The following is a 24,521-nucleotide window of genomic DNA, read 5'->3' as shown; positions in this document are numbered from 1 at the left end:
TGACAGTCGGAGTCTTCTTATTGATATCTAAACGGAATGAAGTGTTCCTTGCTATGGGACGGGATGCTTTATACCTATTTGGCATAAATTGACTTGTTTAGACTGGTTCTTCAGGGATTGCTCCCACTGTTCTTGATTCTGGCCAGTCTCTGCCGTGTAGCGTCCATACGGCGGGGAAGAGGCGGAATGTTTTGCTGGCCTCTTCTATCGGGGTCGTTCTTTCTTCCCCACTCTGTTCGGGCCGAATATTTTCGGTCAGCGTTCGACTCGGCCAAGATTCGTGAACTTGTGGGAAGACTCGGCCCGGAAGGGATCAGTGAACGTGTGTCTGGCAGGGGAGCGGAGGTGATGGGCGGGGGCCCTCTCCATTGCCTTGAGCAACCGTGGCTCAGGTGGCTGCGGATGAATACTGACTGAGCCGTGGGTGCAGGGTTTCAGGGCGTGGCCTCCGCGACGATCACCGAACCTGGAGCATTCAGGCGGCCCCTTCCTGCTGCCCACCTGCGACTCGCCGGTTGAGGTGGTCACGGCATCCCCGAGGTGAACATGAATGTGCAGCAGGGCAGACAGACACGGCTCAGAGGCCCCCGTGCAGACCGTGGGGCAGGGAGGGAGGACGCCCTGACGCGGAATTCCCGGCAGGCCATTTTGGAGGGCGGCCCCGGGCTGGGGTCACGGGAGCAGCCGACATGCATTTTCTGAAGGTGGTGCTCGGCTGGATTCTGGTCTTTGCGGTCCTTTTGGGCGGCGTCCTCTGGTATATCGACCCCCACGGGCAGTTTGGCGGGGGCCGCTTTCCTACGGTCACCCTGGATGCCCGCCGCCAGAAGATGAGCCTGTTCCGGGCCTATGAGCGGCAGGCGCCGGTCCAGGGCCTGATCCTCGGCTCCAGCCGCAGCATGAAACTCGACCCCCAGGTCTTCAGCAAGAAGACCGGCCTGCGCTATTTCAACTTCACGGTGGATGCGGCCAAGGCCGAGGATTACCTGGCGATCTACCGCTGGGCCAGGGCGCAGGGCGCGCCGATCCGCCAGGTCATGCTGGGCCTGGATGTCGAGGCCCTCCACGACGACAACGTGCTCTTTTCCAACCTCAAGCACAACGCCGACCTGCGCCGGATGCTGTCCCCGGGGCAGGAAGCGCCGCTGGTGACGCTCTCGGCCAATGTCAGCCGCATAAAGGACATGTTCACGCTCAATTTCCTGCGCGACGCCGCCAAGGTGGTGATGGCCCGGGCACGTTCCGAGAACCGGGTGCCCTTCATGGAGTTCACGGCCAACGGCTACCTGCATTACCCCGGGCGCGAGCAGGCGCGTGCGGCCGGAACCTTCAACCTGACGCGGGAGGTGAGTGCCTGCCTTCCGGGGTATCTCAGCACCTTCGGGACGATGCGCAGCCTGTCCCCTCAACGCTGGCAGGACCTGGAGACGCTGGTGCGCGAGGTCCAGGCGGATGGGGGGCAGATCGAGATCTGGATTTCCCCGCTGCACCCCACCACCACCGACCTGCTGGCCAGCCAGACCCGCTACACGCGCCTGCTCGAACAGACGCGGGCGGCCCTGCAAGACCTCAGCCGCCGCACCGGGGTCAGGGTCCGTGATTACGCCAGCCCGGACCGCTTCGGCAGCAACGCCCAGAACTGGTACGACTGCGCGCATATCGACAACCAGGGCGCGGCGCTGCTGAGCAGCCGACTGCTGAGTGAGGACGGCGCCGCGCAGGGAACGCCCCGGGCCGCGCTGCCTGCGCGCCTGTCACGCAGCGGGAAGGGAAACGGCCATGGTCTTTAATTCGGACATCTTCCTGTTCGCGTTCCTGCCGGTCGTGTTCGTGCTGTTCTGGTGGCTGCGGGACAAAAAGGCCCGTTACCTGCTGCTAACCATTAGCGGATACGTCTTCTACGGGTACTGGGACTGGCGCTTCTGCTTCCTGATGCTGTTTTCCAGCCTGGTCAGCTTCACCTCGGGGCTGATGATCCAGCGGGCACGGGAACAGCGGGTCAAACGCGCCTGGATGATCGGCACGATCATGGTGGACCTGTCGCTCCTGGGGTTTTTCAAGTACTACAACTTCTTTGCCGAGAGTGTCCACGCGGTCGCCCCGGCCTTTGCGCCGCCGCTGCTCCACATCATCTTGCCCATCGGGATCAGCTTCTATACCTTCCACACGATTTCCTATGTGGTGGACGTGGCCGCCGGGCGGGTCCGCGCCACGAACAACCTGTTCGAGTACCTCACCTACGTCAGCCTCTTCTCGCAACTCGTGGCCGGTCCCATCGTGCGCTTCCGGCAGATCGAGGACGACCTGGAGCGCATCGACAAGCCGCCGCAGACGGACGAGATGGCGCTGGGGATCGGGTTCTTCGCCGTCGGCCTGATCAAGAAGGTGGTGGTGGCCGATACCATCGCGGGGCTGGTCGACCCCATGCTGGCCAACTACCATGATCTCTCGATGGCGGGCGCGTGGTTCGCGGCGCTGGGGTATACCTTCCAGCTCTATTACGACTTCAGCGGGTACTCGGATATGGCGGTGGGCCTGGGGTACCTCTTCGGCATCCGGATTCCCCAGAACTTCAACGCCCCGTACCGGGCGCTGGGCATCGGGGATTTCTGGCGGCGCTGGCACATCAGCCTGTCGAGCTGGCTGCGCGACTACCTCTACATCCCGCTGGGCGGCAGCCGCCGGGGACCCATTCGCACCAACGTCAACCTGATGATCGTGATGCTCCTCGGGGGGCTGTGGCACGGCGCGAACTGGACCTTCGTGATCTGGGGGGCCTACCAGGGGCTGCTGCTGGTGATCGACCGCACCCTGGAACCCTGGACCAAACGCTGGCCCCCGCTCCTGCTGCGCTGGTCCACCTTCCTGCTCGTCATCGTGGGCTGGGTCTTCTTCCGGTCGGAGAGCCTGCCGATGGCCACCGAGTGGCTGGGCAAGATGGTCGGCATCGGCACCGGAACGGGCGACATCCCGCGGACGCTGATGGTGATGTGCCTGCTGTGCTTCGTCGCCGTCAATACCCTGCCCGAGACGTGGGATATCCGCTTCCCCAAGACGGTGCGCTGGGCACCCGTGTACGCCCTCAGCCTGGTGCTGGCCTACGTGTTTATGAATGGCTCAGACAGCACCTTCCTCTACTACCAGTTCTGAAGCCTGGCCCCACCTGTCCTGAATGGGCAGCCCCGCGCGCCCTCGTTGCCCACTTCCCAAAATGGCCCTCCTCTGGTGGAGAGGCCATTTTTCATTCTGGGCAGAGCGGGTTGGCTCCGGCTCACTTTGCTGACAACAAGAGGGCGCGGTTTTCCTTTCCCCTGGCCCGAATGGTTCAGAAAGGGCGGTGGGAGGGCACAAACCACGTCAGCACTGAGCTACCGTCGCTCACTTGGAACGCCACTTAGACTTCAGATACGTGAGGCCGGGCTGAGAACGAGGAGGCAGAGTGCATTCCTCCTTTTGCCGATCCTTACGCTGCCGGGTACCGCCTTTGACTTTCTAGAGCCAGCAGTCGGGAGGTTGAGTGAAGCAGGGAGAGCGGAGAGGTTCTTCCCAGAGCAGTGCCGGTTCCCTCGACCTCTTCAGTGTCACGGTAAAGAGTACGGTCAAGAGTATGTCCAGCGAGAGGCGAGGCCTGATCCTTTGATTCGCTTCAGCCCCCCTCCGGTTTCCAAGCCCTCTTCTCCCCCCGAGGTTCCCTATGAAGAACGCCCGTACCCTTGCCCTGCTGACCACCGCTTCGCTCCTGCTGGCCGCCTGTAACGGCGTTACCCCTCCCAACAACACGACGGCCTCCTCCATCACCCTGACGGAACCGAGTAGCGCCAACCTCAAGCTGAACGACACGGCGACGTTCACGGCGGTGGTCAAGGCCGCGAACGGCACGGTGCTGACGGACAAGAAGGTGACCTGGACTTCCAGCGATCCCGCCGTGGCGACCGTGGATGCCAACGGGGTCGTGACCGCCAAGGCTTTTGGTGAGGTTACCATCAGCGCCAGTGTGGACGGCGTGACGGCCAAGAGCAGCAAGGCCCTGAGAACCTACGGCCTGGAAGCGTTCGCGGGTGTGCGTGAAAACGGCATCGACACCGCGCTCTTCCTGCGCTACCGCACGGCGGATGGTCAGATGCCGGGGAACCTGCCGGTCACCCTTACGATCACCGGCCCCAAGGGCTGGAACAGTGATCAGCCCTACGTGATCAACAAACAAGGGTACTTCTGGAACAAAGACGGCTCAGGGAGCCACTGGTTCGAATTCGACGTGCTGGGCAAGGCCGTGGTGCCGGTGGTCGGGGATTACAAGGTCACCTTTGCCGTTGCCGATCAGGTCTGGTCCTCGACCACCCATATTTCCTCGCTCATCAATTCGATCATGACCAATCCCCAGGTCACCGTCACCGCCAAGAGTGCCTCCTCCGTGACGGCCTCCTGGAACAACATTGTCCCGAACGGGAGCTATCAGGTCGAAGTGAAGGGGAACGTCTCCACGGGTTCCGGCATCCTGATCCAGAAGGCGACGACCGCCACCTTCAACAACCTGACCCTCACCGCCGGAAACGATTACTACGTCGGCCTTCACTCCCTGAGCTTGGACGTGACGGCGCCTGTCACCACGCACCTCAGCGGCCCATTCGACGTGACGTTCAGCACCTCTCCGCTCTTCAAGCTCTGAGCGCGGGCTATACCTGTCAAGCCGCCCTGCCTTCCGGTGGGGCGGCTTGAACTGTGCGGTTGATGGTGGGTCGGGCAGAGAAGGGGCAGGCGCCGAGCGGCTCATGGAAGAACCTTCTCGGCGCCTGCCGGGATGCCGCAGGGATCAGGGGGAGAGGGCGCCCGGGGTGGAGCGCAGGGCCTGGTACCAGACATTGGCCAGCTTGCTGTAGCCCGTGCTGTTGGGATGTACCCCATCGGCCAAATCCGCCACACTCAGCGCCGCATTCACGTCCACCAGCGTCACCTTCTGCCCCTGTGCCGCCCGGCTGCGTACCACCTCCGGCAAGGCCGCGTTGTACTGCCCCACCCAGCGGTTCTGCCCCGCCTCCGCCAGCGGCGGCAGCGTCGCCACCAGAATCAGCATCCCGGGACGGCGGGCACTCATCTGATCGAGCAGGGCGCCGAGGCGTTTGGGGGCGTTGGCGGGGTCACGGTTCTGGATGATGTCGTTGGTGCCGATCATCAGCAGGGTGGTGGCGGGTTGCTGCTGGTCGAGCCAGGTGTTGACCTGGGCGGCGAGCTCGTCGATGCGCCAGCCGGAGTGGCCCTCGTGGTCGCGGTCGGGGAGGGCGGCGGGGCCGTTGAGGAGGGAGCCGACGAAGTCGAAGGGGAGGCCTGCGGCGCTGAGTTTCTGGAAGAGTCCGGTGCGGTAGCCCCCCGGGATGTTGTACCCGTCCGTGATCGAGTCCCCCAGCGGCATGATCCGCACCGCAACCGGTGCAGCTGGTGCAACCGGTGCCGGAGGGGGGGGCTTGGGGTTGTCTGCAATAGGCTCTGTGGCGCTACAACCGCTCACCATCAGGCCGATAGTCAGTGCAAAAAAACTGCCGAACCATCTTGTTAAACCCCGTTTTGCTTCTCTCATCGGCTCTCCTCCTTGTCCAAATGAAAATAAATGCTGCCGGAATCACGCTCTGGCGAAGACAGATGGCCTCAAAGGCTCCAGAACTGGGGGAACAGTGAGGCGTATACCGAACGTAACACGTCCCACTATGGCAACGCGGCGCAAATTGGGTACTGATCAACAGTTGTGCATTCGGCTATTGCGTTTTCCTCATCTTCAGATCGACAAAACTCCTCTGGAGTGTCGTCACGCCGGGTGATGTCTGCTCATCCCGCTCTGTCCGGCTGCCGCGTTGCGCCCGAGTCTGACTCTGGAGGCTTCACACCCATGCCATACTCCGACGAATCCCGCGCCCCGCGCTCCCGTCCGCTCCGTGTTCGCCCCGCCGCCGTCCTGCTGGGGATGGTGACGTGCAGCGCCGTCCTGGCCCTGGCCGCCAAGACGGCCTCCAACCCCACCGTGTTGCAGTTCGAGGCGGATCGCGCGCGGGGGCAGGACGACCAGTCGCTGCCTGCAGCCGCGAACGATGCGGGCGTCTGGATCGTCTCTGACCGCGCCGCGACCGACGGGCGTGCCGTGATGCTGGCTGTGAACGGCGCGACGGTGCGCCAGGTGCTCCCTGCGTCCTTCAAGCCAGGCACCTACACGGTGCAGATTCGTGCCCGGGGCCAGGCGTACCAGGGCTGGCCGACGGTGGAATTGCGCCTCGACGGGAAACGGGTCGCTGCCGCTACCTTGCAGAGCCGCGCCTACGCGACCCAGACCTTTGCCAAGGTCGAGCTGCGCCCCGGGCAGCGGCTGGAGGTGGTGTTCGTGAACGATGCCTATGACGGCAGCCCCGACAAGGACCGCAACGCGGTGGTGGACCGCTTCGACCTCAAGCTGCTCGCGGCTGCCAAGCCCCCCGTCCGCTCCGCCTCGGTGGCGAGCGCGGCGGCCGCCCCCCAGACGCCTGCCGGAAACGTGCTGAACGTGAAGACGGCCGGGGCCAAGGGGGACGGGACGACCGACGATACGGCGGCCCTCGCCCGGATCGGCAATGCGGGTGGCAAGGACATCTACTTTCCGCCCGGCACGTATCTGGTGCGGCGTCCGGTGCGCTTTGACGGGCTGAAGAACCAGACCGTCTCGGGCTCGGGGGCCACCATCCGGGCCAGCGACGACTTCAAGGCCGGGGACGCTCTGGGGGTGCTCACGTTCACGAACACCCAGGGCCTGACCGTCCGCGACCTCACCATCATCGGCAATCCCAATCACCAGCTCGCCCCCTTCGACCAGCGGGCCGACGGCCTGTACGTCTCGGACAGCCGGGGCGTCCACATCCAGGGCCTCAATGTCCAGAACGCCCATACCGTGGGCATCACCGCCGACGACAGCGACGACGTGACCATCGAGGCGAACACCGTGTCTCAGGCATACGACACCGGGATCGGCACCGGGAACAGCAACAACGTCAAGATCCTGCGGAACACCGTGATCGGCTTCGGGGACCCCAGCGGCCTGAAGTCCAAGGTGCCGCCGGGCCTGGGCATCTTCGGCTGGGGCGGCAACACCTGGCTGGCCGAGGGCAACGTCCTCAAGAACATCTCCAACACCGCCACCAAGACCGAGGGCGTCGACAACACGACCTACCGGGGCAACACCGTCGACGCCTTCGGCAAGGACGGCATCAAGATCATGCCGCGTCCCGGCTACGGCACGTCGGTGTCGCACGCCGTGGTCGAGAACAACGTCATCCGCAACCGTCACCCCTGGGTCGCGGACGGCACCTCGTACATCCTGTTCCACTCGGTGCTGGGCGGCCGGATCGCGGGCAACAAGATCGAGAGCACCTACCGCCCCGGGACCTTCTACGAGGAAGACGCCATCCGCGTGAACACGTTCACCGGGGGACCGCCTTCGCGCGACATCGTGATCGAGGGCAACGAGATCGACAACACCCGCCGCGGCGTCCGCCTCGAAGCCGACGGGACCATCTTCCGGGGCAACACCGTGCGGGGGACCGAGCCCTGGGCGCGCAGCGGCCTGATCGTGTCGAGCAACGGCGTGACCGTTTCGAAGAACACCTTCGACGGCCCCGTGATCGCGGTGCTCCTCGACACCAACGCCGCGCGGACCCGGTTGGAGGAAAACCGGTTCTCGAACAACTCCACTTCGGGCATCTACGCGGACAACCACAATCCCGATACGACCATCGTCGGCAACGAATTCGGCGTGAACGTGCCGCAGCCCATCGCGGGCAAGGTGATCGTGTGCGAGGCGAACAAGGGCGGCGGCTGCCAGTGAAGGCCGCGCCGGTGGCCAGGGACCGCCGGGGAACGGGGGAACGCGGGCGGGCATCTGCGGCGCCGCGCGGGGCAGCCTTGCGCTACAGTCTGGGCTGGAGAAGTTTTGCTCCGTCTGCCGAGTCAGTCTGCCAAGGAGGAGTGCCGCATGGTTGGAAAGGCCGCCGGTCCTGGCCGTAGAGAATCCGTTCGGTTGGTCGCTGGTCTTCGCTCCTTTCCTGCTCGCTGGCCCGGTTGCTCCGAATGACGAGTGAGAGGCTGGCGGATGGGGCTGGAGTCGGCCAGGTGGGCCGGGAGCGGGTGAGTGACCTGCGTGTGCTGGGGCTTGATCTCGAATTCATCACGGACCACCAGACGGAGTTCTCGCGCAACGCGGCTCTCTACCGGGCGCTCGATCAGCGGGTGCGGCTGGTGGGGCGGACCTCCCCGACCCTGTCGCGGGGAACCGACCTGCTCAACAAGCTGTTGCAGTTCCGGCTCAACCTGACCGACTGGCGGCGCAACGCGCATTTCAATCCCTACCTGTTCCGCAAGCGGACGCAGGCGGCCCAGCAGTATCTCGACAACCGGCGCGGGGACTACGACGTCATCCTCCAGACCTATCTGCAATTCGCGCCGGGAACCGGGCCGGGGCGCAAGCCCTACGCCGTGTACCTGGACGCCACGTTCGAGATGTCGCGCAAGTATTACCCCATCGATCACCCCCTTTCCCGCAGGGCGATGGCCGAGTGGCTCGGCCTGGAGCGGCAGGTGTACCAGGGCGCGGCGCGGCTGTTTCCCTGGAGCGACTTCGCGGCCCGTTCGCTGATCGAGGATTACGGGTGTGATCCCCGGCGGGTCGTGCGCGTCGGCGCGGGCACCAATCTGCTGGCCCCGTCCCTGGAGAACAAGCGGTACGACGCGCCCGTGGCCCTGTTCGTCGGCACCCAGTTCAAACGCAAGGGGGGCATGGAGCTGCTCCAGGCGTTCCGGGAGGTGCGCGCGCAGTGGCCGGAGGCGGAACTCTGGATCGTGGGTCCCCGCTTGCCCGAGGCGCCCCCCCAGCCCGGCGTGCGCTGGATCGGGCGGGTCCGTGACCGTCAGGTGCTGGCCGACCTCTATGCCCAGGCCCGCCTCTTCGTGATGCCCTCCTTCGAACCGTGGGGCCACGTCTTCTGCGAGGCGATGGGGCACGGCCTGCCCTGCGTCGCGCTGAATGTCGGCTCCACGCCCGAGATCGTGGAGGAAGGCCGCAGCGGCCTGCTGGTCGATCCGCAGTCGCCGGAGGCGCTGGCGGCGGCCATGCTCCAGCTCCTCAGTGATCCCGCGCTGGCCGAGCGGCTGGGCCGGAGCGCCTACGACCGGGTGCGCCAGACGTTCCTGTGGGACCAGGTGGTCGGCCGGATGGTGCCGCATCTGGAGGCGATGGCCCGCGGGGAAGATGCCTGACCTGCCCGGCCACCGGAAGACATGTCCTGCCGGGTTTGAGTCAGATGATGTCTATGATGGGCTCATCATGGAAAAGGCGAGCCTGAAGCGGCCTCTCATAGAGCTGCCATCCCATTCGTTTCCGGGCGGGGCGAGGGCGCGCTCAGTGTGACCTCCTCGCTTTCTGGCGAAGAAGCCCGGTCACGCTGTCTGGACCGGGCTTCCCTCGCCCAACTGGACCGGTGGGCCAGGGGTTCGCCTCTATGGTGTTCTGCCTTCGTTGTGTCCGTCTCAATGGGGGAGAGGCGGGAGAAGCTCCCAGCTTTTTTCGTGAGGGGCCGGTGTCTTTACTCATTGTGAGAGAGGGAGCGACAGGAGAGGCTCACCTTCGGGGGCGGCCTACCCGACTATGGATACGGTCCTGCCAGGCCAGCATTGACGCCGGGTGAAAGCGTGAAACTGGGGCCTTCACTCTGCCTTTGAGAACAGGACTGGCCCACCGGTCCCCCCGACTCATGAAGGACTCAAGTGAGCCTGCTATTAGCCCGGTTAGTGTAAGCTAAGGCATCGGGTAGCAATGAGGCCGTCTCCTCCGCGCGGTCACCAGTGGAGGCGGAAGAGCGAGTGGTGAGACCGGACCCGGCAGCTCTCTCTCCTCTCGGAGGTCGTTCGCCTATGTCGCGACTGCGCCTGCTCGCCGCGCCGCTTGCCGTTGCCCTGCTGCTGGGGTCCTGCAACAATCCGTCTTCCAGTGTGCCTGCCGATGCGTCCAAGGGCACCTCGACGGACAGTCTGGCCCCCTACATGCCGCCGGACTCCACCTCCAATTTCGAGATCACCTCGCTCCCCCTGATCCAGTCGCTCAGCTTTGCGCCCGACCTCTGCAACGACGCGCAGGACGTGTATGTGGTGGCGCACGAGGACGACGACCTGCTGTTCATGAACCCGGACATCAGCAACGTCGTCCGGCAGAACCACTGCGTCGTCACGGTGTTTCTGACGGCCGGGGACAACGAGTACGGGACGCAGCAGGTGGGCATCGACTATCAGCAGTACTGGCGGGACCGCGAGAGCGGCGAGCGGGCGGCCTATGCCCGGATGGCGGGGGTGGCGAACACCTGGACCGAGCAGATCTACACCTTTGCCGGAAAAGCAATCCGCACGTCGGTCTTGCAGGCCAACCCCAGAGTTCGCCTGATGTTCCTGCGTCTGCGCGAGAGCAACAGCAGCGGCGTCACGATGCGGAAGCTCTGGGAGGGTCCCGACGGACAGGTCGGCACCGCCCTCGACAATTCCAACACGTTCACCCGCCAGGAAGTCCTCAACGTCCTGAACAACGTGCTGACCGTCTCGGAGGCCAAGTACGTCCACATTCAGGACACCAATCCCATCTCTTACAGCGGCGCGAGCGATCATGCCGACCACACGGCCGCGGCCCTCTTCGGTCAGGCGGCCGACAAGACCTACACGGCCCCGCACGTCCTGATCCAGCACCGGGATTACAACAGCAACGACGAGCCGAACAACCTGTCCTCGGACCAGACGGCCGACAAGGTGGCGACCTTCAAGACGTACGCGGCCTTCGATCCCTTCATCTGCTATCCGCAGACGGGCACGGACTGTATCGCGCCGGGGAACTTCCACTACGACTGGTCGATGCGGCAGTACTTTCATATCGACCCCACCCAGGGCGGCTCGGTCGTCCGTCTCCCGGACGGCCGCCTGGCGACCTTCGTGGTCGGTGACCGCAGCAGCAGCCTGCGTAAGACCGTGCAGGCGGCACCGGGCAGTTCCTCCTGGAATGCCTGGGACGATCTGAAGGGCAACTTTGCGGCCCTGCCCACGGTGGCCAGCATGGCCGACGGTCGCCTGGCGGCCTTTGTCCGCCGCAACGACGGCACGGTGGCGGTCACGACCGAGGTGAGCAGCGGGGGAGCCTGGAACAACTGGGTGAGTCTGGGGGGCGTCGTTTCCTCCACGCCCGCTGCGGCCCGGCAAGCCGACGGCAAGCTCAGCGTCTTTGTGCGCGGCAACGACGGCCAGATCTACGTCAAGACGCAGCTCACGCCGAACGGGAGCTGGGGAGGCTGGGCGGGGGTCTGGGGACCCAAGTTCGCCTCCAACCCGGCCGCCATGCTGGACCGCTTCGGCTGCCTGGTCCTCTTCGCCCGTGGGGCGGATGGCGCGATCTACACGGTGGCCCAGACCGCGCCCAACGGCGGCTGGGGGAGCTGGAAGTCACTGGGCGGGGCGTTCGGCAACGACGCGCAGCCCGTCCCCGGACGGGACCAGGATGGCCGCCTGGAAGTGTTTGTGCGCGGCACCGACGGCAAGCTGTACCAGCGTTGGCAGACCTTCTCGGGGGGCTGGGGAGGCTGGGGCCGACTCTACGACGTGCAGTTCACCCAGTCCCCCGTCGTGGCGAGCAACACGGACGGGACCCTGGAAGTGTTCGTCCGCAGCGTCAGCGGCAGCGTGATGAGCATCAAGCAGACCAGTCCGAACAGCGCCTGGCAGCCCTGGACCGACTTCGGAGGGTCCTTTACCACCGTGATCGGCGCGGTGCCGGACGCCACGGGGCGCCTGACGGCCATCGCCCGCGGGACGGACGACCGGCTCTATCAGAAAGTCCAAGGCGACGTGACCTGGTCGGCCTTCCTGACCCCCTGACCGCCGCGCGCTTCCGGGAGCGGCAGGCCAAGCGCCATCCCCAGAGCGGGGCGGACGCTTGGCCTGCTTGCTGGTGGCCGGGGAGGGGGCCAGGCCAACCGCAAAGTCGCCGAGGTTGCGCAATCCCGGTTGAAGCCCTCTGCTTCGCCGCTCTGCGAGTCCGGCCCTGCGGGCCACCTCCCGTCCAGGGGAGGCAATGACATTGGCTTCCTGGAGGGCAAGTCCCTGGCTCCCTCCCCGGGGAGCTGTCAGCGAAGCTGACTGAGGGGTGAACCGGGGTGAGCACTTCCAAAACCGGACGTTGCGGTTGCCCTGGAGAGGGGGCGGTGCGGTCACCGTCAGGCTTGGAGGGCGAGCGAGGCGGGCCTGTCCCGTCCCTTTCCGGTTCGGGCAAGGCTTTCAGCAGCCTTTCTTTCCGAGCGGTGCCTGGCGGCCCACGTCCGGGGAGCCCTCTGCCGCACCCATGCTCTGGAGCTGGCCTGCCCGCTGCGGCGGATCACACCGGGGGCTGGCCTGAGCGTCCGTTGATCATCCTGAAAAACCCCTACCTTCGAAGCAGGCAACTGGCAGGTCCCAGGTACCCGCTTTGCAGGGCGCTGGCAAATCATCCCGCCCACAGTCCCAGGGGGAAACGCGCGTGACGCATTCGGCCATCTCGGAAGAACTTCTGCGGACCCCCGAGGCCCCGGCGGAGGCCAGCGCCCCGTCCGGCGAGGCACCTGCCGTCCGGGTGAAGGTGCCCACCACCGGGGACCTCGACCGGCGGGCCCTGATGAACGGGGTGGTGCTCGCCCTGGCCGAGGGGGCGGCCGTGTGGGTCACGTCCGGGCTGGTGTTTCGCCTGACGGTCACTCACCTCGACACGGCCCCCTGGCAACTGGGGTTTACGGCCACCTGGCTGGCGGCGGCGCTGGTGATGCGCAGCTACCCGGGGTACGGGCTGGATGCCAGCGAACGGTTGCGGCGGACCATGATCTCGGCGGTGGCGGCCTTCCCGAGCCTGCTGGGGGCCGCGCTGGCCGCTCACCTGGGGCTGCTCGCGGCCGCCCTGCTGCTGCTGCTGGGCCTGGGCCTGAGTATTCCGGCCGCGCTGCTGGCGCGGATCGGCGCGCGCTGGGTCCTGCGCTGGGCGAAGGTCTGGGGCGTGGAGGTGGCCGTGATCGGTGACGGCGAGGTGGCCGCACTCGTGATGGAGACTCTCCGGAACGACTGGAGCCTGGGCTACCGGCCGGTGGCGGACGGCCAGGCGAACCTCGCCATCCTGGCGGTGCCCAACATTCCCTACGCGGTGCGCGACCGGCTGCTCGACGGGCCGCTGGCGCTGTTTCGGCGGGTGCTGGTGATGGTGAGCCAGCCCGCCTCCGACAGCCGCTGGGCGGGGTCGCACCACCTGGGCAGCTTCAGCGTGCTCGAAGCGCGGCGCCGGCACCTGGAGCCGGGCGACCTGCGGCAGAAACGCTTCTTCGACCTGCTGGTGGTCACCCTGCTCTTTCCGCTGCTGACGCCGATGCTGCTGCTGGTGGCGGCGGCGGTGGCGCTCGACTCGCGCGGTCCGGTGCTGTACGGCGCGCCGCGCATGGGCTGGCGCGGGGGAGCCTTCTGCTGCTGGAAATTCCGCACGATGCACGAGAACGCCGAGGAACGCCTGGTCGAACTGCTCGCCCAGGACCCCGAGGCCCGCGCCTACTACGCCACCTACCACAAGCTGCCCAACGATCCACGGGTCACGCGGGTGGGCCGCTTTCTGCGCCGGACCAGCCTGGACGAGCTGCCGCAGCTCCTCAACGTGCTGCGGGGCGACATGAGCCTGGTGGGTCCCCGGCCGTACCTGGTGCGGGAGCGGCCGGACCTCGGGCCGCATGCCGACGTGATCCTGAGCTGCCGTCCTGGCATGACCGGGTGGTGGCAGGTGTCGGGACGCAGCGGCACCAGCTTCCAGGGGCGCGTGCAGATGGACCTGCAATACGTGCGGCGCTGGAGTCCCTGGCTGGACCTCACCCTGCTGGCGGCGACCACCTACGTCGTCCTGCGGCGCAAAGGAGCGCACTGATGGGCCGTCCCCTGCGTCTGATGGCCGTCCTGCCCACCCTGGCCCCCGGCGGGGCCGAGGTGCAGATGGCCGAACTGCTGCGCGGCCTGCCGGATCACGGCATCGAGTGCGAGCTGGTCACCCTGCTGTCGAGCCGTCCGGACGAGGACCTGGCCCGCCGCCTGCACCTGTCCGAACTGCGCCACACCGATCTGGCAGTGGCCGAGCACCTTCCCGGGAACCAGGGCCTCCGCCACGCGCTGACCAACCTGCGCCGCGCCCGGCCGCGTCTGGCCGCCCATATCCGGGCTGCCCGGCCCGACGTGGTGTACACCCGGCTGTGGTACGCCGGGGTGGTGGTGGGCAGCCTCAACCGCCGCCGCCTGGGCTTTCGCCACGTCGCCAACGAGGAAAATGCGCTGGACAACCTGGACGACCGGGGCCGCGTGAAGCGGCTGCTGCGGCGCTGGGTGGTGGCGCAGGCCGACCGCTGGGTCGCGCCCACCCGGGGCCTGCACGACGAGCTGGTGCGCGGCGGGGCGCGGGCGGCGCGGGGCCGGGTCATCCACAATGCCACGCCTCTGCCGGAACGGGTGGCGGCGCGGGTGGACCGGGTGCCGCGTCTGGCCGCGATGGGCCGCCTGGTCCCCGCCAAGGGCTTCGACCGCCTGCTGGACGCCGCCGCCGCCCTGCGGGACCGGGGCGCGCCCTTCACGCTGGAGATCGCGGGCGAGGGGCCGGAGCGCGCGGCCCTGGAGCGGCAGATCGTGGCGCTGGGGCTGGGGGACCGGGTGCGGCTGGTGGGGTACGTCGCGTCGCCGCTGGCCTTCTTGCTCGAACAGGACGTGTTCGTGCTGAGTTCGCGCTCCGAGGGGTTCGCCAACGTGCTGGCCGAGGCGATGGCGTGCGGGCTGCCCGCCGTGGCCTACGACATCGCCTACGGCCCCAACGAGCTGATTCTCCCCGGCCACACCGGCCTGCTGGTGCCCGACGGCGACCAGGCAGGCATGACGGACGCGCTGGCCGCCCTCGCCACGGACCCCGAGCGCCGCCGGGCCTTCGGGACGGCGGGCCGGGCGCGCGCCGAGGAGCAGTTCTCGGTCGCGGGAATGACGGCGCAGTTTGCCGAGGTGTTTTTTCAGGCTGCGGGCCTGATACCGGGCAGGGGGGGTGAGCGGAATGTGCGGAATTATTGGGAGCGTGCGTAGACGGCCCGCGCCGACCGAGGCGCTGGGGCTGGACACCCTCTGTCACCGGGGGCCGGACGCGCAGACGAGCGCGTGGGTGGGCGGCGCCCATCTGGGCCACGCGCGGCTGAGCATCATCGACCTGACGAGCGGCGGGCAGCCCATGAGCGACGTGCATGGCCTCACCACCATCGTCTTCAACGGCGAGATCTACAACCACCTGGAACTGCGCCGCGAGCTGGAGGCGCGCGGGCAGGTGTTCGCGACCCGCTCGGACACCGAGGTGATCCTGGCGGCCTACCTGGCCTGGGGGGTGGCAGGCTTCGCGCGGCTGCGGGGGATGTTCGCCTTCGCCCTGCACGACCGGCGGGACGGCAACACCGTCATCGCCCGCGACCCCTTCGGCATCAAGCCGCTCTTCTGGACGCGCGGGCGCGACGGCTCGGTGTACTTCGCCTCGGAGGTGGGGGCGCTGCTGGAGCTGTCGGGGGTACCCACCGACCTCGACCTGAGTTCGGTCCTCGAAACTCTCACCTCGCGGCATCCCTCGGGGCTGAACACCCTGTACGAGCACGTCAAACGGGTGGAACCCGGCACGGCCCTGGTGGTCGCGCCCCAGGCCGACGCCGTGATCCACGTGCGCTTCGGCAGCGTCGCCGAGGAGGTCGAGCGCCGCCGCCTGGAGGGCGTGGGGAACGTGACCCCCGGCGAGGTCCGCGAGCGGGTGCTGGACTCGGTCGAGCATCACACCCTGGCGGACGTGCCGCTGGGCTGCTTCCTGAGCGGCGGCCTGGACTCCAGTGTGGTCGCGCAGGCGCTGGCCTCGCGCGGCGGGGAGCCGCTGAACGCCTACGCGGTGGGCTTCGAGGGGGCCTCCTCGGAGGCGAGCGAGCTGCCCTACGCGCGACTGGTGGCCGACGCGCTGGGCGTGCGGCTGCATCCGGTGACGCTGGGCGCGGCAGACTTCGCCGCGCTGGCCCCGCGTCTGTCGGGCTCGCTGAACGGTCCCTTCTCGGAACCCGCCGACATCGCCATGCTCAAGCTCTCGCTGCGGGCCGCGCAGGACGTGAAGGTGGTCCTCTCCGGCGAGGGCGGCGACGAGGCGTTCGGCGGCTACCCCAAATACGCGGTGGACGGGTTTGCGCGGCCGCTGGGACCGGCGATGCGGCTGGGCCACCGCTGGCTGGGGCGGCGCGGAAGGCTGGGCATCGCCGCCGACGCCCTCAGCGAACCCGACCGCGCCGCCCGCTGGATGCGCTGGTTCGCCAACGACGACGCGCCGCGCGCCCTGGTCGGGGCGCTGGTGGGGGCCGGGGCACGCCCCGAGCGGGCGCTGGGCTGGGTGGAGGACCGCCTGAGCGCCTACCCGCCCGGCTGGTCGGACCTTCAGCGGATGCAGGTGCTCGACCTGGAAGCCTGGCTGCCCAACAACCTGCTGCACCGGGGGGATTACACGACCATGCAGGCGTCCATCGAGCAGCGGGTGCCCCTGCTCGACCTGTGCCTCACGCCCTGGGCGGTGGCGCTGCCCGGCCGGGTCAAGATCCAGCGCCTGCGCGGCAAGATGCCGCTGCGCCAGGCGTTCGGGGACCGGCTCCCGAAGGCGGTGCTCGAACGGCCCAAGAGCGGTTTCCGCCTTCCGTTGGGGGAGTGGATGACCAGCGACCCGGCGCTGCGCAGCATGACCCGCGACCTGCTGCTCTCGTCCGGGGCGCGGCTGCGGGCCTGGCTGTCGCCGGGCGAGCTGGAGGCGCTGCTGGCCCCGGCCGCCCTCGCGCAGACCGGCGGCGCGAAGCTCGCCTGGACCGCCGTGTGCCTGGAGCTGTGGTTGCAGGCCGTGCAGGCGCGGGTGGCGGCGTGAAGCCCCGGCTGGCGGTGTGGTGGCGGCCGGTGTGATGGTGCGGTTCTCCGTGCGGACACGTGGGCGGCACAAGGATGTGGGGAAGAGGTCCCTGGAGGAGGGGATGTGGTGGGTCGGTTGGGAGGGCAGGCCAGGGCAGAGGCGTCAGTGGGCGGGGCCGGAACCGGAGAGCCCCTTGTTTGACCGCCTGCACCATCAGCATTTCTACGGGCTGCCGCTGACGCGCGAGCGGCTGGCGCGCGCCGTGGACGAGGCGACCCGTGCCGCCCTGCTGAGCGAGGCCGAGGAGGTCTTGCAGGGGCGCTGGCGCTTTTTCGCCTTCGCGCACGCGCCGTCCGACCCGACGCCCGGCGGCGTTACCGACTGGCACCGCTGCGAGGTGACCGGGCAGCGCGCCGACCCCGACGCCTTCGGCCCCACCCTGGACTACCGCGACCCCACGGTGGTGGGGGACGTGAAGACCATCTGGGAAAAAAGCCGCCACCACCACACGACGGTCCTCGCCATCGCCTACGCCCTGACCGGCCAGCACCGCTACGCGGCGGGCGCGGCGGCGCGCATCGCGGACTGGATTCTGGCCAACCCGCCGCTGCGGGGCGTGAACTGGTCGAGCGGCCTCGAACTGGGCCTCCGCCTGATGGCCTGGGCCTGGTGTTACGAACTGCTGCGGCCCCATCCCGAGTGGCGGACCTGGTTCGGCCCGGCCTCCCCGCTGTGGCCCAGCGTGTACCAGCATCAGGTCTTCCTCGAAGAGGCCTGTTCGCGCGGCGCGCCGCCCACGGGTGACCTGCTGGGCGAACTGGCCGGACAGTACGTCGCCAGCGTGACCTGGCCGGTCTTTCCCGAGTCGGCCGGGTGGCAGCGGGGCGCCAAGGAAGCCCTGACCCGGCAGGCCCACCTGCAATTTTTCGAGAGCGGCGTGAATCGCCAGATGGACTTCGGCGTCCACCTCGCGGCCACCGAGCTGCTGCTGCTCCCGGCCCTGCTGGGCGAACGCTGCGGCGACGCCTTCGACCCGGCCTATCTGGCGCGGGTCGCGCGGGCGGTCGGCGTGGTCGGTCGGCTGCGCGGCGCGGGCGGCCTGCTGCCCCGCTACGGGGACGAGCAGGGGAGCCTGAGCGTGCAGCTCGAAGCCCGCAGCGTGCCCCGGGTGGACTGGCTGCTGCGCGTGGGCCGCGACTGGCTGGGGGTGCCCGTGCCGGAGCCGCAGGGCGGACAGCTCGGGGCGACCCTGCTGCTGGGGGACGGGCGCCTCCCGCTGCGCGCCGAACCCGAGGCCACCAGCGGCAGCTTCGCCTACCCCGACGCGGGCCTGTACGTGCTCACGTCCGGGGCGGGCCGTGGGCGCGAGATGCGGGTCCTGGCGGACGCCGGGCCGCTGGGGGGCCTCACGCTGGCCGAGCACGGACACGCGGACACGCTGGCCTTCACGCTCTCGGTCGGTTCCCAGGAGGTGGTGGTGGACCCCGGGGCCTACACCTCCCACGCCGACCCGGAGTGGCGGGGGTATTTCCGGTCCACCGCCGCGCACAACACCCTGGAGGTGGACTTGCAGGACCAGAGCACCCCGGCCGCCTTCTCGTGGTCGCAGAAGGCCGGGGCCATCACCCAGACCTGGGAACCCCGCGAGGCGGGCGGTCTGCTGGTCGCCTCCCATGACGGCTACGAGCGCCTGCCGGGGGCGCCGCGCCACCGCCGCGAACTGGACCTCCAGGGCCGCGTCCTGCACGTCACCGATCACCTGGAGGGCCAGGGCCGCCACCATCTGCGCCTGCACCTGCACCTGCACCCGGACTGCGAGGTCCAGCCCGAGGCGTCGAACGCCTGGTGGGTGATCTGGCCCGGCGGGGCGATGCGCGTGAAGTTCGACCCCCAGGTGCAGGTGCGCTGGGGCCGCGGCGAGTACGACCCGGCTTCCGGCGCGACCCCGCTGGGCTGGTACTCCCCGCGCTACGGCGTCAAACAGGCCAGCCCCTCGTTCCGCGCGGCCCTCACGGCCACGTTGCCCGTCACCCTGCACACCACCCTGGAGGTTCTATGAAAGTTGCCGTTTTCGGTCTTGGATACGTCGGCGCGGTCACGGCCGCCTGCCTCGCCCAGCGCGGTCACACCTTGATCGGGGTGGACGTCAACCCCCAGAAGTGCGAGATGATCGCCTCGGGCCGCTCGCCCATCGTGGAGGAGGGGCTGGACGACCTGCTGCTCCAGGGCGTGCAGTCGGGGCGGCTGCGGACCACCACCGACGTGCTGGGCGCGGTGCGGGAAGCCGACCTCAGCATCGTGTCGGTGGGCACGCCCAGCCAGCCCAACGGGGCGCTCGACCTCTCGTACGTCTACCGCGTCTGCCAGGAGATCGGGGAGGCGCTGGCCCAGACCCGGCGGCCCCACGTGGTCGTGCTGCGCTCCACCGCGCTGCCCGGCACCACCGAGACCTGCCTGGGCATTCTGCGGGAGGCCGCCCAGGGGACCGAGGTCCACGTGGCCTTTAACCCCGAGTTCCTGCGCGAGGGCAGCTCCATCCGCGACTTCGACGCCCCCGCCTACACCATCGTCGGCAGCGACGACCCGGTGGCCGAGGCGGCGCTGCGCGAGCTGTACGCCGACGTGCCCGCGCCCCTGCTGGTGGTGGCCCCGCGCGTGGCCGAGATGGTCAAGTACACCGCCAACGCCTTCCACGCGCTGAAGATCACCTTCGCCAACGAGATCGGCCTGCTCGCCAAGGCGATGGGCGTGGACGGCCGTGAGGTGATGGGGCTGATCGTGCAGGACACCAAGCTCAACGTCTCGCCCGCCTACCTGCGCCCCGGCTTCGCCTACGGCGGCTCCTGCCTGCCCAAGGACGTGAGCGCCCTGCTGCACCTGGCCCGCCGCGAGGAGGTGCCGGTGCCGCTGCTCTCCGCCCTGCCCCAGAGCAACCGCGCCCAGATCGAGCGCGTGGTGGATCAGGTGCTGGCGACCGGCGCGCGGCGGGTCACAGTGCTGGGCCTGGCCTTCAAGGCGGGCACCGACGACCTGCGCGAGAGTCCGGCGGTCGAGCTGGTCGAGCGGCTGATCGGCAAGGGCTGCGAGGTCCGCATCCTCGACCGGGCGGTGCAGACCGCCAAGCTGCTGGGCGCGAACAAGGAGTACATCGAGCGCCGCCTGCCCCACGTCTCGCGCCTGCTGACCGACGACCCCGAAGCCCTGATCCACGACGCCCAGGCCATCGTGGTCACGCAGAATCTGCCCGAGTTCACGCGGATGCTCGAAACGGTCCAGCCCGGCGTGCCGGTGTTCGACGTGGCGAGCCTGAAGGCCCCGCCCGCCCACCTGCACCTGCACGGGGTCGCCTGGTGAGGAGCCGCGCCGCCCCCCCCGGCCAGGCCCTCAAGCGCGGCGTCCTGATCGTGGTCGAAAACCTCCCGGTGCCCTTCGACCGCCGGGTCTGGATGGAGGCCACCGCCCTGCGCGATGCGGGCTACCTCGTCTCGGTGATCTGCCCCACCGGCAAGGGCTATGAGGCCCGCCGCGAGATGATCGAGGACATCGCGGTGTACCGCCACCCCCTGCCGCCCGAGAGCAACGCGGGCCTGGGCTTCGTGCGCGAGTACCTCGCCGCGCTGTGGCACGAGACGCGCCTGGCCTGGCGGGTGCGGCGCGAACGCGGTTTCGACGTGCTGCACGCCTGCAACCCGCCGGACCTGATCTTCCTGGTGACCGCCCCCTTCAAGCTGCTGTACGGCACCCGCTTCGTGTTCGACCAGCACGACGTGAACCCCGAACTCTACCTCACCAAGTTCGGGCGCAGGGACCTGCCCTACCGCGCGCTGGTCCTGGCCGAACGGCTCACCTACGCCCTGGCCGACGTGGTGATCTCCACCAACGAGTCCTACCGCAAGATCGCCCTGACGCGCGGGCACAAGCGGCCGGATCAGGTGTTCGTGGTCCGCAGTGCCCCCAGCCTGGAACGCTTCCGGCCGCGTCCGGGCGGCGAGCGCCACCGGGAAGGCTTCCGGTATCTGGTGGGTTACCTGGGCGTGATGGGGCCGCAGGAGGGCGTCGATTACCTCCTGCACGCCGTGCGCCACATGGTGGACCGGGGACGGCGCGACGTGAAGGTGATGCTGATCGGCGGCGGCTCCAGCCTGGCGGACCTGCGCGCGCTGGCGGAGGAACTGGGCATCGGCGCGTACGTGGAGTTCACCGGGCGTGTGCCGGACGAGGAGTTGCTGGAGCGTCTCAGCGCCTGCGACGTGTGCGTGAACCCCGACCCCCTCAACCCGCTCAACGATGTTTCCTCGATGAACAAGATCGTGGAGTACATGGCCCTGGGCAAGCCCATCGTGCAGTTCGACCTCAAGGAAGGCCGCGCCTCGGCCGGGGAAGCCTCGGTGTACGCCCGGCCCAACGACGCGCGGGCGCTGGCCGACGAACTGCTGGCTCTGCTCGACGACCCTGAGCGGCGGGCGGCGATGGGGGATGCCGGGTTGCAGCGGATGCGCGAGCAGCTCGCCTGGGAGCACCAGGTTCCGGCTCTGCGCGCTGCCTATGCCCGGGCATTGGGGACGGTGCGGCTGTCGCCTCCAGCCCGGTTCGGCTCGGCGGAGAGGTTCTGAGCAACTGGTGGGGGTTCCTGATGGGGCGGCTGAGTGATGCACGTATCTCTCTGATAAAAGAAGCAACACCGGTAAACACGGCGCTTTTCGCTCCTCCCCCCTTGCGGGGGAGGCTGGGAGGGGGGTGGCAAGCCCAGCTTGCCCTCGACCAAGTTCCGCCTCCCTCAACCCGTTTTCCACAGGCACTTTCCGAAGAGGCGCTTACCCTGGCGCCGCCACCCTGATCCCTGCTTCCTCCAGGGCCGCCCGCAGGTCCCGCGCCAGTTCTGCGGCCTCGGCCCCGTCGCCGTGCAGGCAGAGGGTCCGGGCAGGGACGGGGACGGTTTCTCCAGAGACCGCCGTGACCGTCCCCTCCAGCGCGAGGCGGACGCCCTGCCGGACCGCTTCGGCGTGGGGGAGGAGCGCGCCCGCCTGTCCGCGCGGCCAGAGGGAACCGTCCGGCGCGTACCCCCGGTCCGCGAAGCCCTCGCCCACCGCCTCCAGGCCCAGCGCCTCCGCCTCGCGCAGCATCACGGACATCTCGCCCGCCAGGCCGAAGTAGAGGGGGAGGCCGGAAGCGGCGGCGGCCCGTGCAATGGCCCCGGCCAGCGCCGCGTCTTTCACGGCCATGTTGTAGAGCATCCCGTGGGGCTTGACGTGCCGCAGCCGGACGCCCTCGCGGGTCGCCGCTGACTTGAGCGCCTCGATCTGCTCGCGCACGAAGGCCGTCACCTCGTCGGGCGGGAAGTGCAGTTCGCGGCGGCCGAAGCCCTTGCGGTCGGGGAAGCCGGGGTGGGCACCCGCCGCCACGCCGTATTTTGCAGCGAGGCGCAGGCTGTCCCGCATGGTTTCGGCGTCGCCCACATGGCCCCCGCAGGCGATGTTCGCGCTGGTAACGTGGGGCATGATGGCAGCCTCGTGCGGGCTGCCTTCCCCGAGGTCGGCGTTCAGGTCCATCCGGCGGCTCATGGAGGCAGGATAGGCCTCCCTGGAGGAAGACGTTACGGCCCGCCTGCGCGCTCCGGCAGAACGCGCGGCGGTGCGGGGTCCGGCAGGGGACAGGCGGTGATCACGCCGTGCGGGGACACGGCCAGCACCTGCCGCTCCGCCAGTGTCCAGATTGCGCGGTGAACGGCCATCTCCGCGTCGGCCTGACCGGACGGGGCGAGCTGGTCCAGCAGCGCCGTGTAGCGCACCTCCGCCTCCTGTCCGCCTGCCCAGGGTGTCGCCTGCGCCACGCGCGTCAGCACCCGCCGCTGCTCCGGCCCCTCGGCCCGCGCGAGGAGGGCCTGCCGCGCGCGGAACTGTTCGGCCCGGGCCTCCCGTTCCCGGCGCCGCTGCGCGAGAAGCGCAGTCACCGCCTCGGGCGGCTGCTCCCCGTAGCGGCGCTCCAGAAGCTGTTCGAGGTGCAGGTCGGCCCGGGTGCGGGCCGCGCCGCTCCACGCCTGCGCCCGTTCCCGCAAGCCTGCCCGCGCGTCCTGCACCCGGGGGGCCTGCCACACCGCCTCCGCCGCCCGCCGCGCGGCGGCCCGCAGCCCCCCCGGTTCCTGCTCGGGGGTTTCAGGCGGGCGGGGGGGACGCATCAGGTTCCGCAGGTTCATGACTTCCTCCTTGGCCGGGACGGGGGTCCCGGCCCGCTGAGGCCCACTGTTCCACACTTTGCCCCGGCCCGTCGTGAGGAAGGCGTGCCCTGCTGCCCGGCCCGGCATACCACCAGCGCAGGGCGGCCTCCGCCTGCCGCAGCCTTCCTTCCTGTTGCCCCAGCGCGGCCCGCGCCGCCTCGCCGGATACGGCCTGCCACCTCACGCGGTCGCCGGGGCGCAGTTGCCCCAGGATGGGCAGGTCGGCGCTCGTCACGACCAGCGGCGTGGGATAGCCGCCGTGCGTCCCCGCGTCCGGCAGCAGCAGGATGGGGCGCCCGTCCGGCGGCAGTTGCACCGCGCCGGGGACGTTGGGCAGGCTCACGCGCCCGGGATCGTGGCGGGTCGGCAGCGTTTCACTCAGGCGCACGCCCATCCGGTCGGCCTGCCCGCTGACCGTGAAGGGGCGCGTCAGTACCGCCAGCAGGTCGGGCGTGGCCTCCGGCGTGAGGAGGACGCGCAGGGTGACCTGCGGCCCGGTGGGGGTCTGGAGGTCGGGGGAAAGGAAAGCGCGCGGCGGCGCGGCGGGCGGCAGGAAAGACCAGGTCAGGCGGTCCCCGACCCGTAAAGCCCGCCCCTCCATGCCGCCGAACCCCGAGCGCAGATCGGTGCTGAGGCTCCCGAACGCCGCCTGACCCTTCAGCCCCCCGCGCACGGCCAGCACCGCCCGCGCCCCCCGCGCCGTTCCCCCGACGCGGAGGACCTGGCCCTTCCGGACGGGGACCGCCCGCCAGAGGGGGAAGGGCTGACCATCGAGCGTGGCCTCGAAGGGGGCGCCGCAGAGGGCGACGAGGGCGTCCGCCTGAAAAAGCAGGGTAGGCCCGGCCAACGTGATCTCCAGTGCCGCCGCCCGGGGCGGGTTGCCGACCAGGGCATTCGCCAGCCGCAACGCCGTCAGGTCCGCCGCGCCGCCCCCGGGCACGCCCAGCGCCCTCGCCCGCCGCCCGGTATCCTGCACCGTGCTTTGCAGGCCGGGGCGCCGCACCTCGATCACCGCTGCACCTCGAAGCGCACCCGGTCGCCTGCCCGCCACAGCAGCGGCTCGGGGCGCTGGAGGTTGAACAGCACGGCCTCCGTCCGCCCCACGATGCGCCACCCGCCGGGTGTCTCGCGCGGATAGACGCCCGCCCAGGGTCCTCCCAGTGCCACACTCCCCGCCGGAACCCGTTCACGGGGGGCGTCCAGCCGGGGCATCCTGAGTGGCTTCGGCAACCCGGTCAGGAAGGCGAATCCCGGCGTGAAGCCCAGGAAGGCGACCGTGAGATTTGCTTCGCACATGGCCCGCACGAAGTCGGTCACGCTCAGCCCCGCGTGCGC

At 69.0% G+C, this 24,521-nt stretch carries 17 protein-coding genes (1 of these 17 cut by a window edge); 12 read left to right on the top strand and 5 right to left on the bottom strand.

The annotated features are described in order from the left end of the window. Nucleotides 1-689 precede the first annotated feature (689 nt). From E5F05_RS17415 to E5F05_RS17405, 3 genes are all read left to right on the top strand, one after another. Complete coding sequence (locus tag E5F05_RS17415; protein WP_129119914.1) at nucleotides 690-1,790, top strand: hypothetical protein; 1,101 nt, start codon at nucleotides 690-692, stop codon at nucleotides 1,788-1,790. After that, nucleotides 1,780-3,150: an MBOAT family O-acyltransferase gene (locus E5F05_RS17410; protein ID WP_129119913.1), complete on the top strand. Its 1,371-nt coding sequence runs from the start codon at nucleotides 1,780-1,782 to the stop codon at nucleotides 3,148-3,150. The genes E5F05_RS17415 and E5F05_RS17410 overlap by 11 nt, the downstream gene beginning before the upstream one ends. 544 nt (nucleotides 3,151-3,694) lie before the next feature. After that, nucleotides 3,695-4,666, top strand: coding sequence for an Ig-like domain-containing protein (locus E5F05_RS17405; RefSeq protein ID WP_129119912.1), 972 nt, complete (start codon nucleotides 3,695-3,697; stop codon nucleotides 4,664-4,666). A 144-nt stretch (nucleotides 4,667-4,810) separates the two neighbouring features. On the opposite strand, the gene E5F05_RS17400 is transcribed toward E5F05_RS17405, so the two are convergent. Continuing rightward, complete coding sequence (locus E5F05_RS17400) at nucleotides 4,811-5,407, bottom strand: SGNH/GDSL hydrolase family protein (RefSeq protein WP_206733030.1); 597 nt, start codon at nucleotides 5,405-5,407, stop codon at nucleotides 4,811-4,813. 471 nt (nucleotides 5,408-5,878) lie between these two features. Between E5F05_RS17400 and E5F05_RS17395 the strand changes: the two genes are divergently transcribed. The 9 genes from E5F05_RS17395 to E5F05_RS17355 all read left to right on the top strand — a co-directional run bounded on the left by E5F05_RS17395 (nucleotide 5,879) and on the right by E5F05_RS17355 (nucleotide 21,585). After that, nucleotides 5,879-7,837, top strand: a complete 1,959-nt coding sequence (locus E5F05_RS17395; protein ID WP_164973540.1) for a right-handed parallel beta-helix repeat-containing protein — start codon at nucleotides 5,879-5,881, stop codon at nucleotides 7,835-7,837. A gap of 242 nt (nucleotides 7,838-8,079) precedes the next feature. Beyond that, nucleotides 8,080-9,264: a glycosyltransferase family 4 protein gene (locus E5F05_RS17390; RefSeq protein ID WP_129119910.1), complete on the top strand. Its 1,185-nt coding sequence runs from the start codon at nucleotides 8,080-8,082 to the stop codon at nucleotides 9,262-9,264. Nucleotides 9,265-9,918: 654 nt separating this feature from the next. Beyond that, a complete protein-coding gene (locus E5F05_RS17385) occupies nucleotides 9,919-11,913 on the top strand; it encodes a DUF8189 domain-containing protein (protein WP_129119909.1) in 1,995 nt (664 codons plus the stop codon). Nucleotides 11,914-12,550: 637 nt separating this feature from the next. Continuing rightward, entirely contained in the window at nucleotides 12,551-13,963 is a 1,413-nt protein-coding gene (locus E5F05_RS17380) for a sugar transferase (protein ID WP_129119908.1), read from the top strand. Beyond that, a complete protein-coding gene (locus E5F05_RS17375) occupies nucleotides 13,963-15,150 on the top strand; it encodes a glycosyltransferase (RefSeq protein ID WP_129119907.1) in 1,188 nt (395 codons plus the stop codon). The genes E5F05_RS17380 and E5F05_RS17375 overlap by 1 nt, the downstream gene beginning before the upstream one ends. Then, a complete protein-coding gene (gene asnB, locus E5F05_RS17370) occupies nucleotides 15,143-16,990 on the top strand; it encodes an asparagine synthase (glutamine-hydrolyzing) (RefSeq protein WP_164973539.1) in 1,848 nt (615 codons plus the stop codon). The genes E5F05_RS17375 and asnB overlap by 8 nt, the downstream gene beginning before the upstream one ends. A gap of 175 nt (nucleotides 16,991-17,165) precedes the next feature. Beyond that, nucleotides 17,166-19,031 (top strand): heparinase II/III family protein, encoded by a 1,866-nt coding sequence (locus tag E5F05_RS17365; protein ID WP_129119905.1) that lies wholly within the window; start codon nucleotides 17,166-17,168, stop codon nucleotides 19,029-19,031. After that, nucleotides 19,028-20,326: a UDP-glucose dehydrogenase family protein gene (locus E5F05_RS17360; RefSeq protein ID WP_129119904.1), complete on the top strand. Its 1,299-nt coding sequence runs from the start codon at nucleotides 19,028-19,030 to the stop codon at nucleotides 20,324-20,326. The genes E5F05_RS17365 and E5F05_RS17360 overlap by 4 nt, the downstream gene beginning before the upstream one ends. Then, nucleotides 20,323-21,585 carry a glycosyltransferase family 4 protein gene (locus E5F05_RS17355; RefSeq protein WP_241687219.1) on the top strand — a complete coding sequence of 421 codons (1,263 nt, stop codon included), beginning with the start codon at nucleotides 20,323-20,325 and terminating at the stop codon, nucleotides 21,583-21,585. The genes E5F05_RS17360 and E5F05_RS17355 overlap by 4 nt, the downstream gene beginning before the upstream one ends. Before the next feature lie 201 nt (nucleotides 21,586-21,786). Here E5F05_RS17355 and pxpA read toward each other — a convergent pair whose 3' ends face one another. The 4 genes in view from pxpA to E5F05_RS17335 are tightly spaced (at most 32 nt apart) and all read right to left on the bottom strand, a layout consistent with a single transcriptional unit that may run on beyond the window. Continuing rightward, nucleotides 21,787-22,533: a 5-oxoprolinase subunit PxpA gene (gene pxpA / locus E5F05_RS17350; RefSeq protein ID WP_129119903.1), complete on the bottom strand. Its 747-nt coding sequence runs from the start codon at nucleotides 22,531-22,533 to the stop codon at nucleotides 21,787-21,789. A gap of 32 nt (nucleotides 22,534-22,565) precedes the next feature. Continuing rightward, entirely contained in the window at nucleotides 22,566-23,165 is a 600-nt protein-coding gene (locus E5F05_RS17345) for a hypothetical protein (protein WP_129119902.1), read from the bottom strand. Beyond that, complete coding sequence (locus tag E5F05_RS17340; protein ID WP_164973538.1) at nucleotides 23,125-24,198, bottom strand: 5-oxoprolinase subunit C family protein; 1,074 nt, start codon at nucleotides 24,196-24,198, stop codon at nucleotides 23,125-23,127. The genes E5F05_RS17345 and E5F05_RS17340 overlap by 41 nt, the downstream gene beginning before the upstream one ends. Then, nucleotides 24,195-24,521, bottom strand: the 3' portion of a protein-coding gene (locus E5F05_RS17335; protein WP_129119901.1) for a 5-oxoprolinase subunit B family protein. The gene runs 291 nt beyond the window's last position; 327 of the gene's 618 nt are visible here — the last part of the coding sequence; its start codon lies off the right edge, out of view; it ends in the stop codon at nucleotides 24,195-24,197. Before E5F05_RS17335 ends, E5F05_RS17340 begins: the two co-directional genes overlap by 4 nt.

This window comes from Deinococcus metallilatus, assembly GCF_004758605.1.
Lineage (GTDB): Bacteria > Deinococcota > Deinococci > Deinococcales > Deinococcaceae > Deinococcus > Deinococcus metallilatus.
The sequence above is the reverse complement of the archived record's forward strand: the minus strand, read 5'-3'. Positions and strand labels throughout refer to the sequence as shown.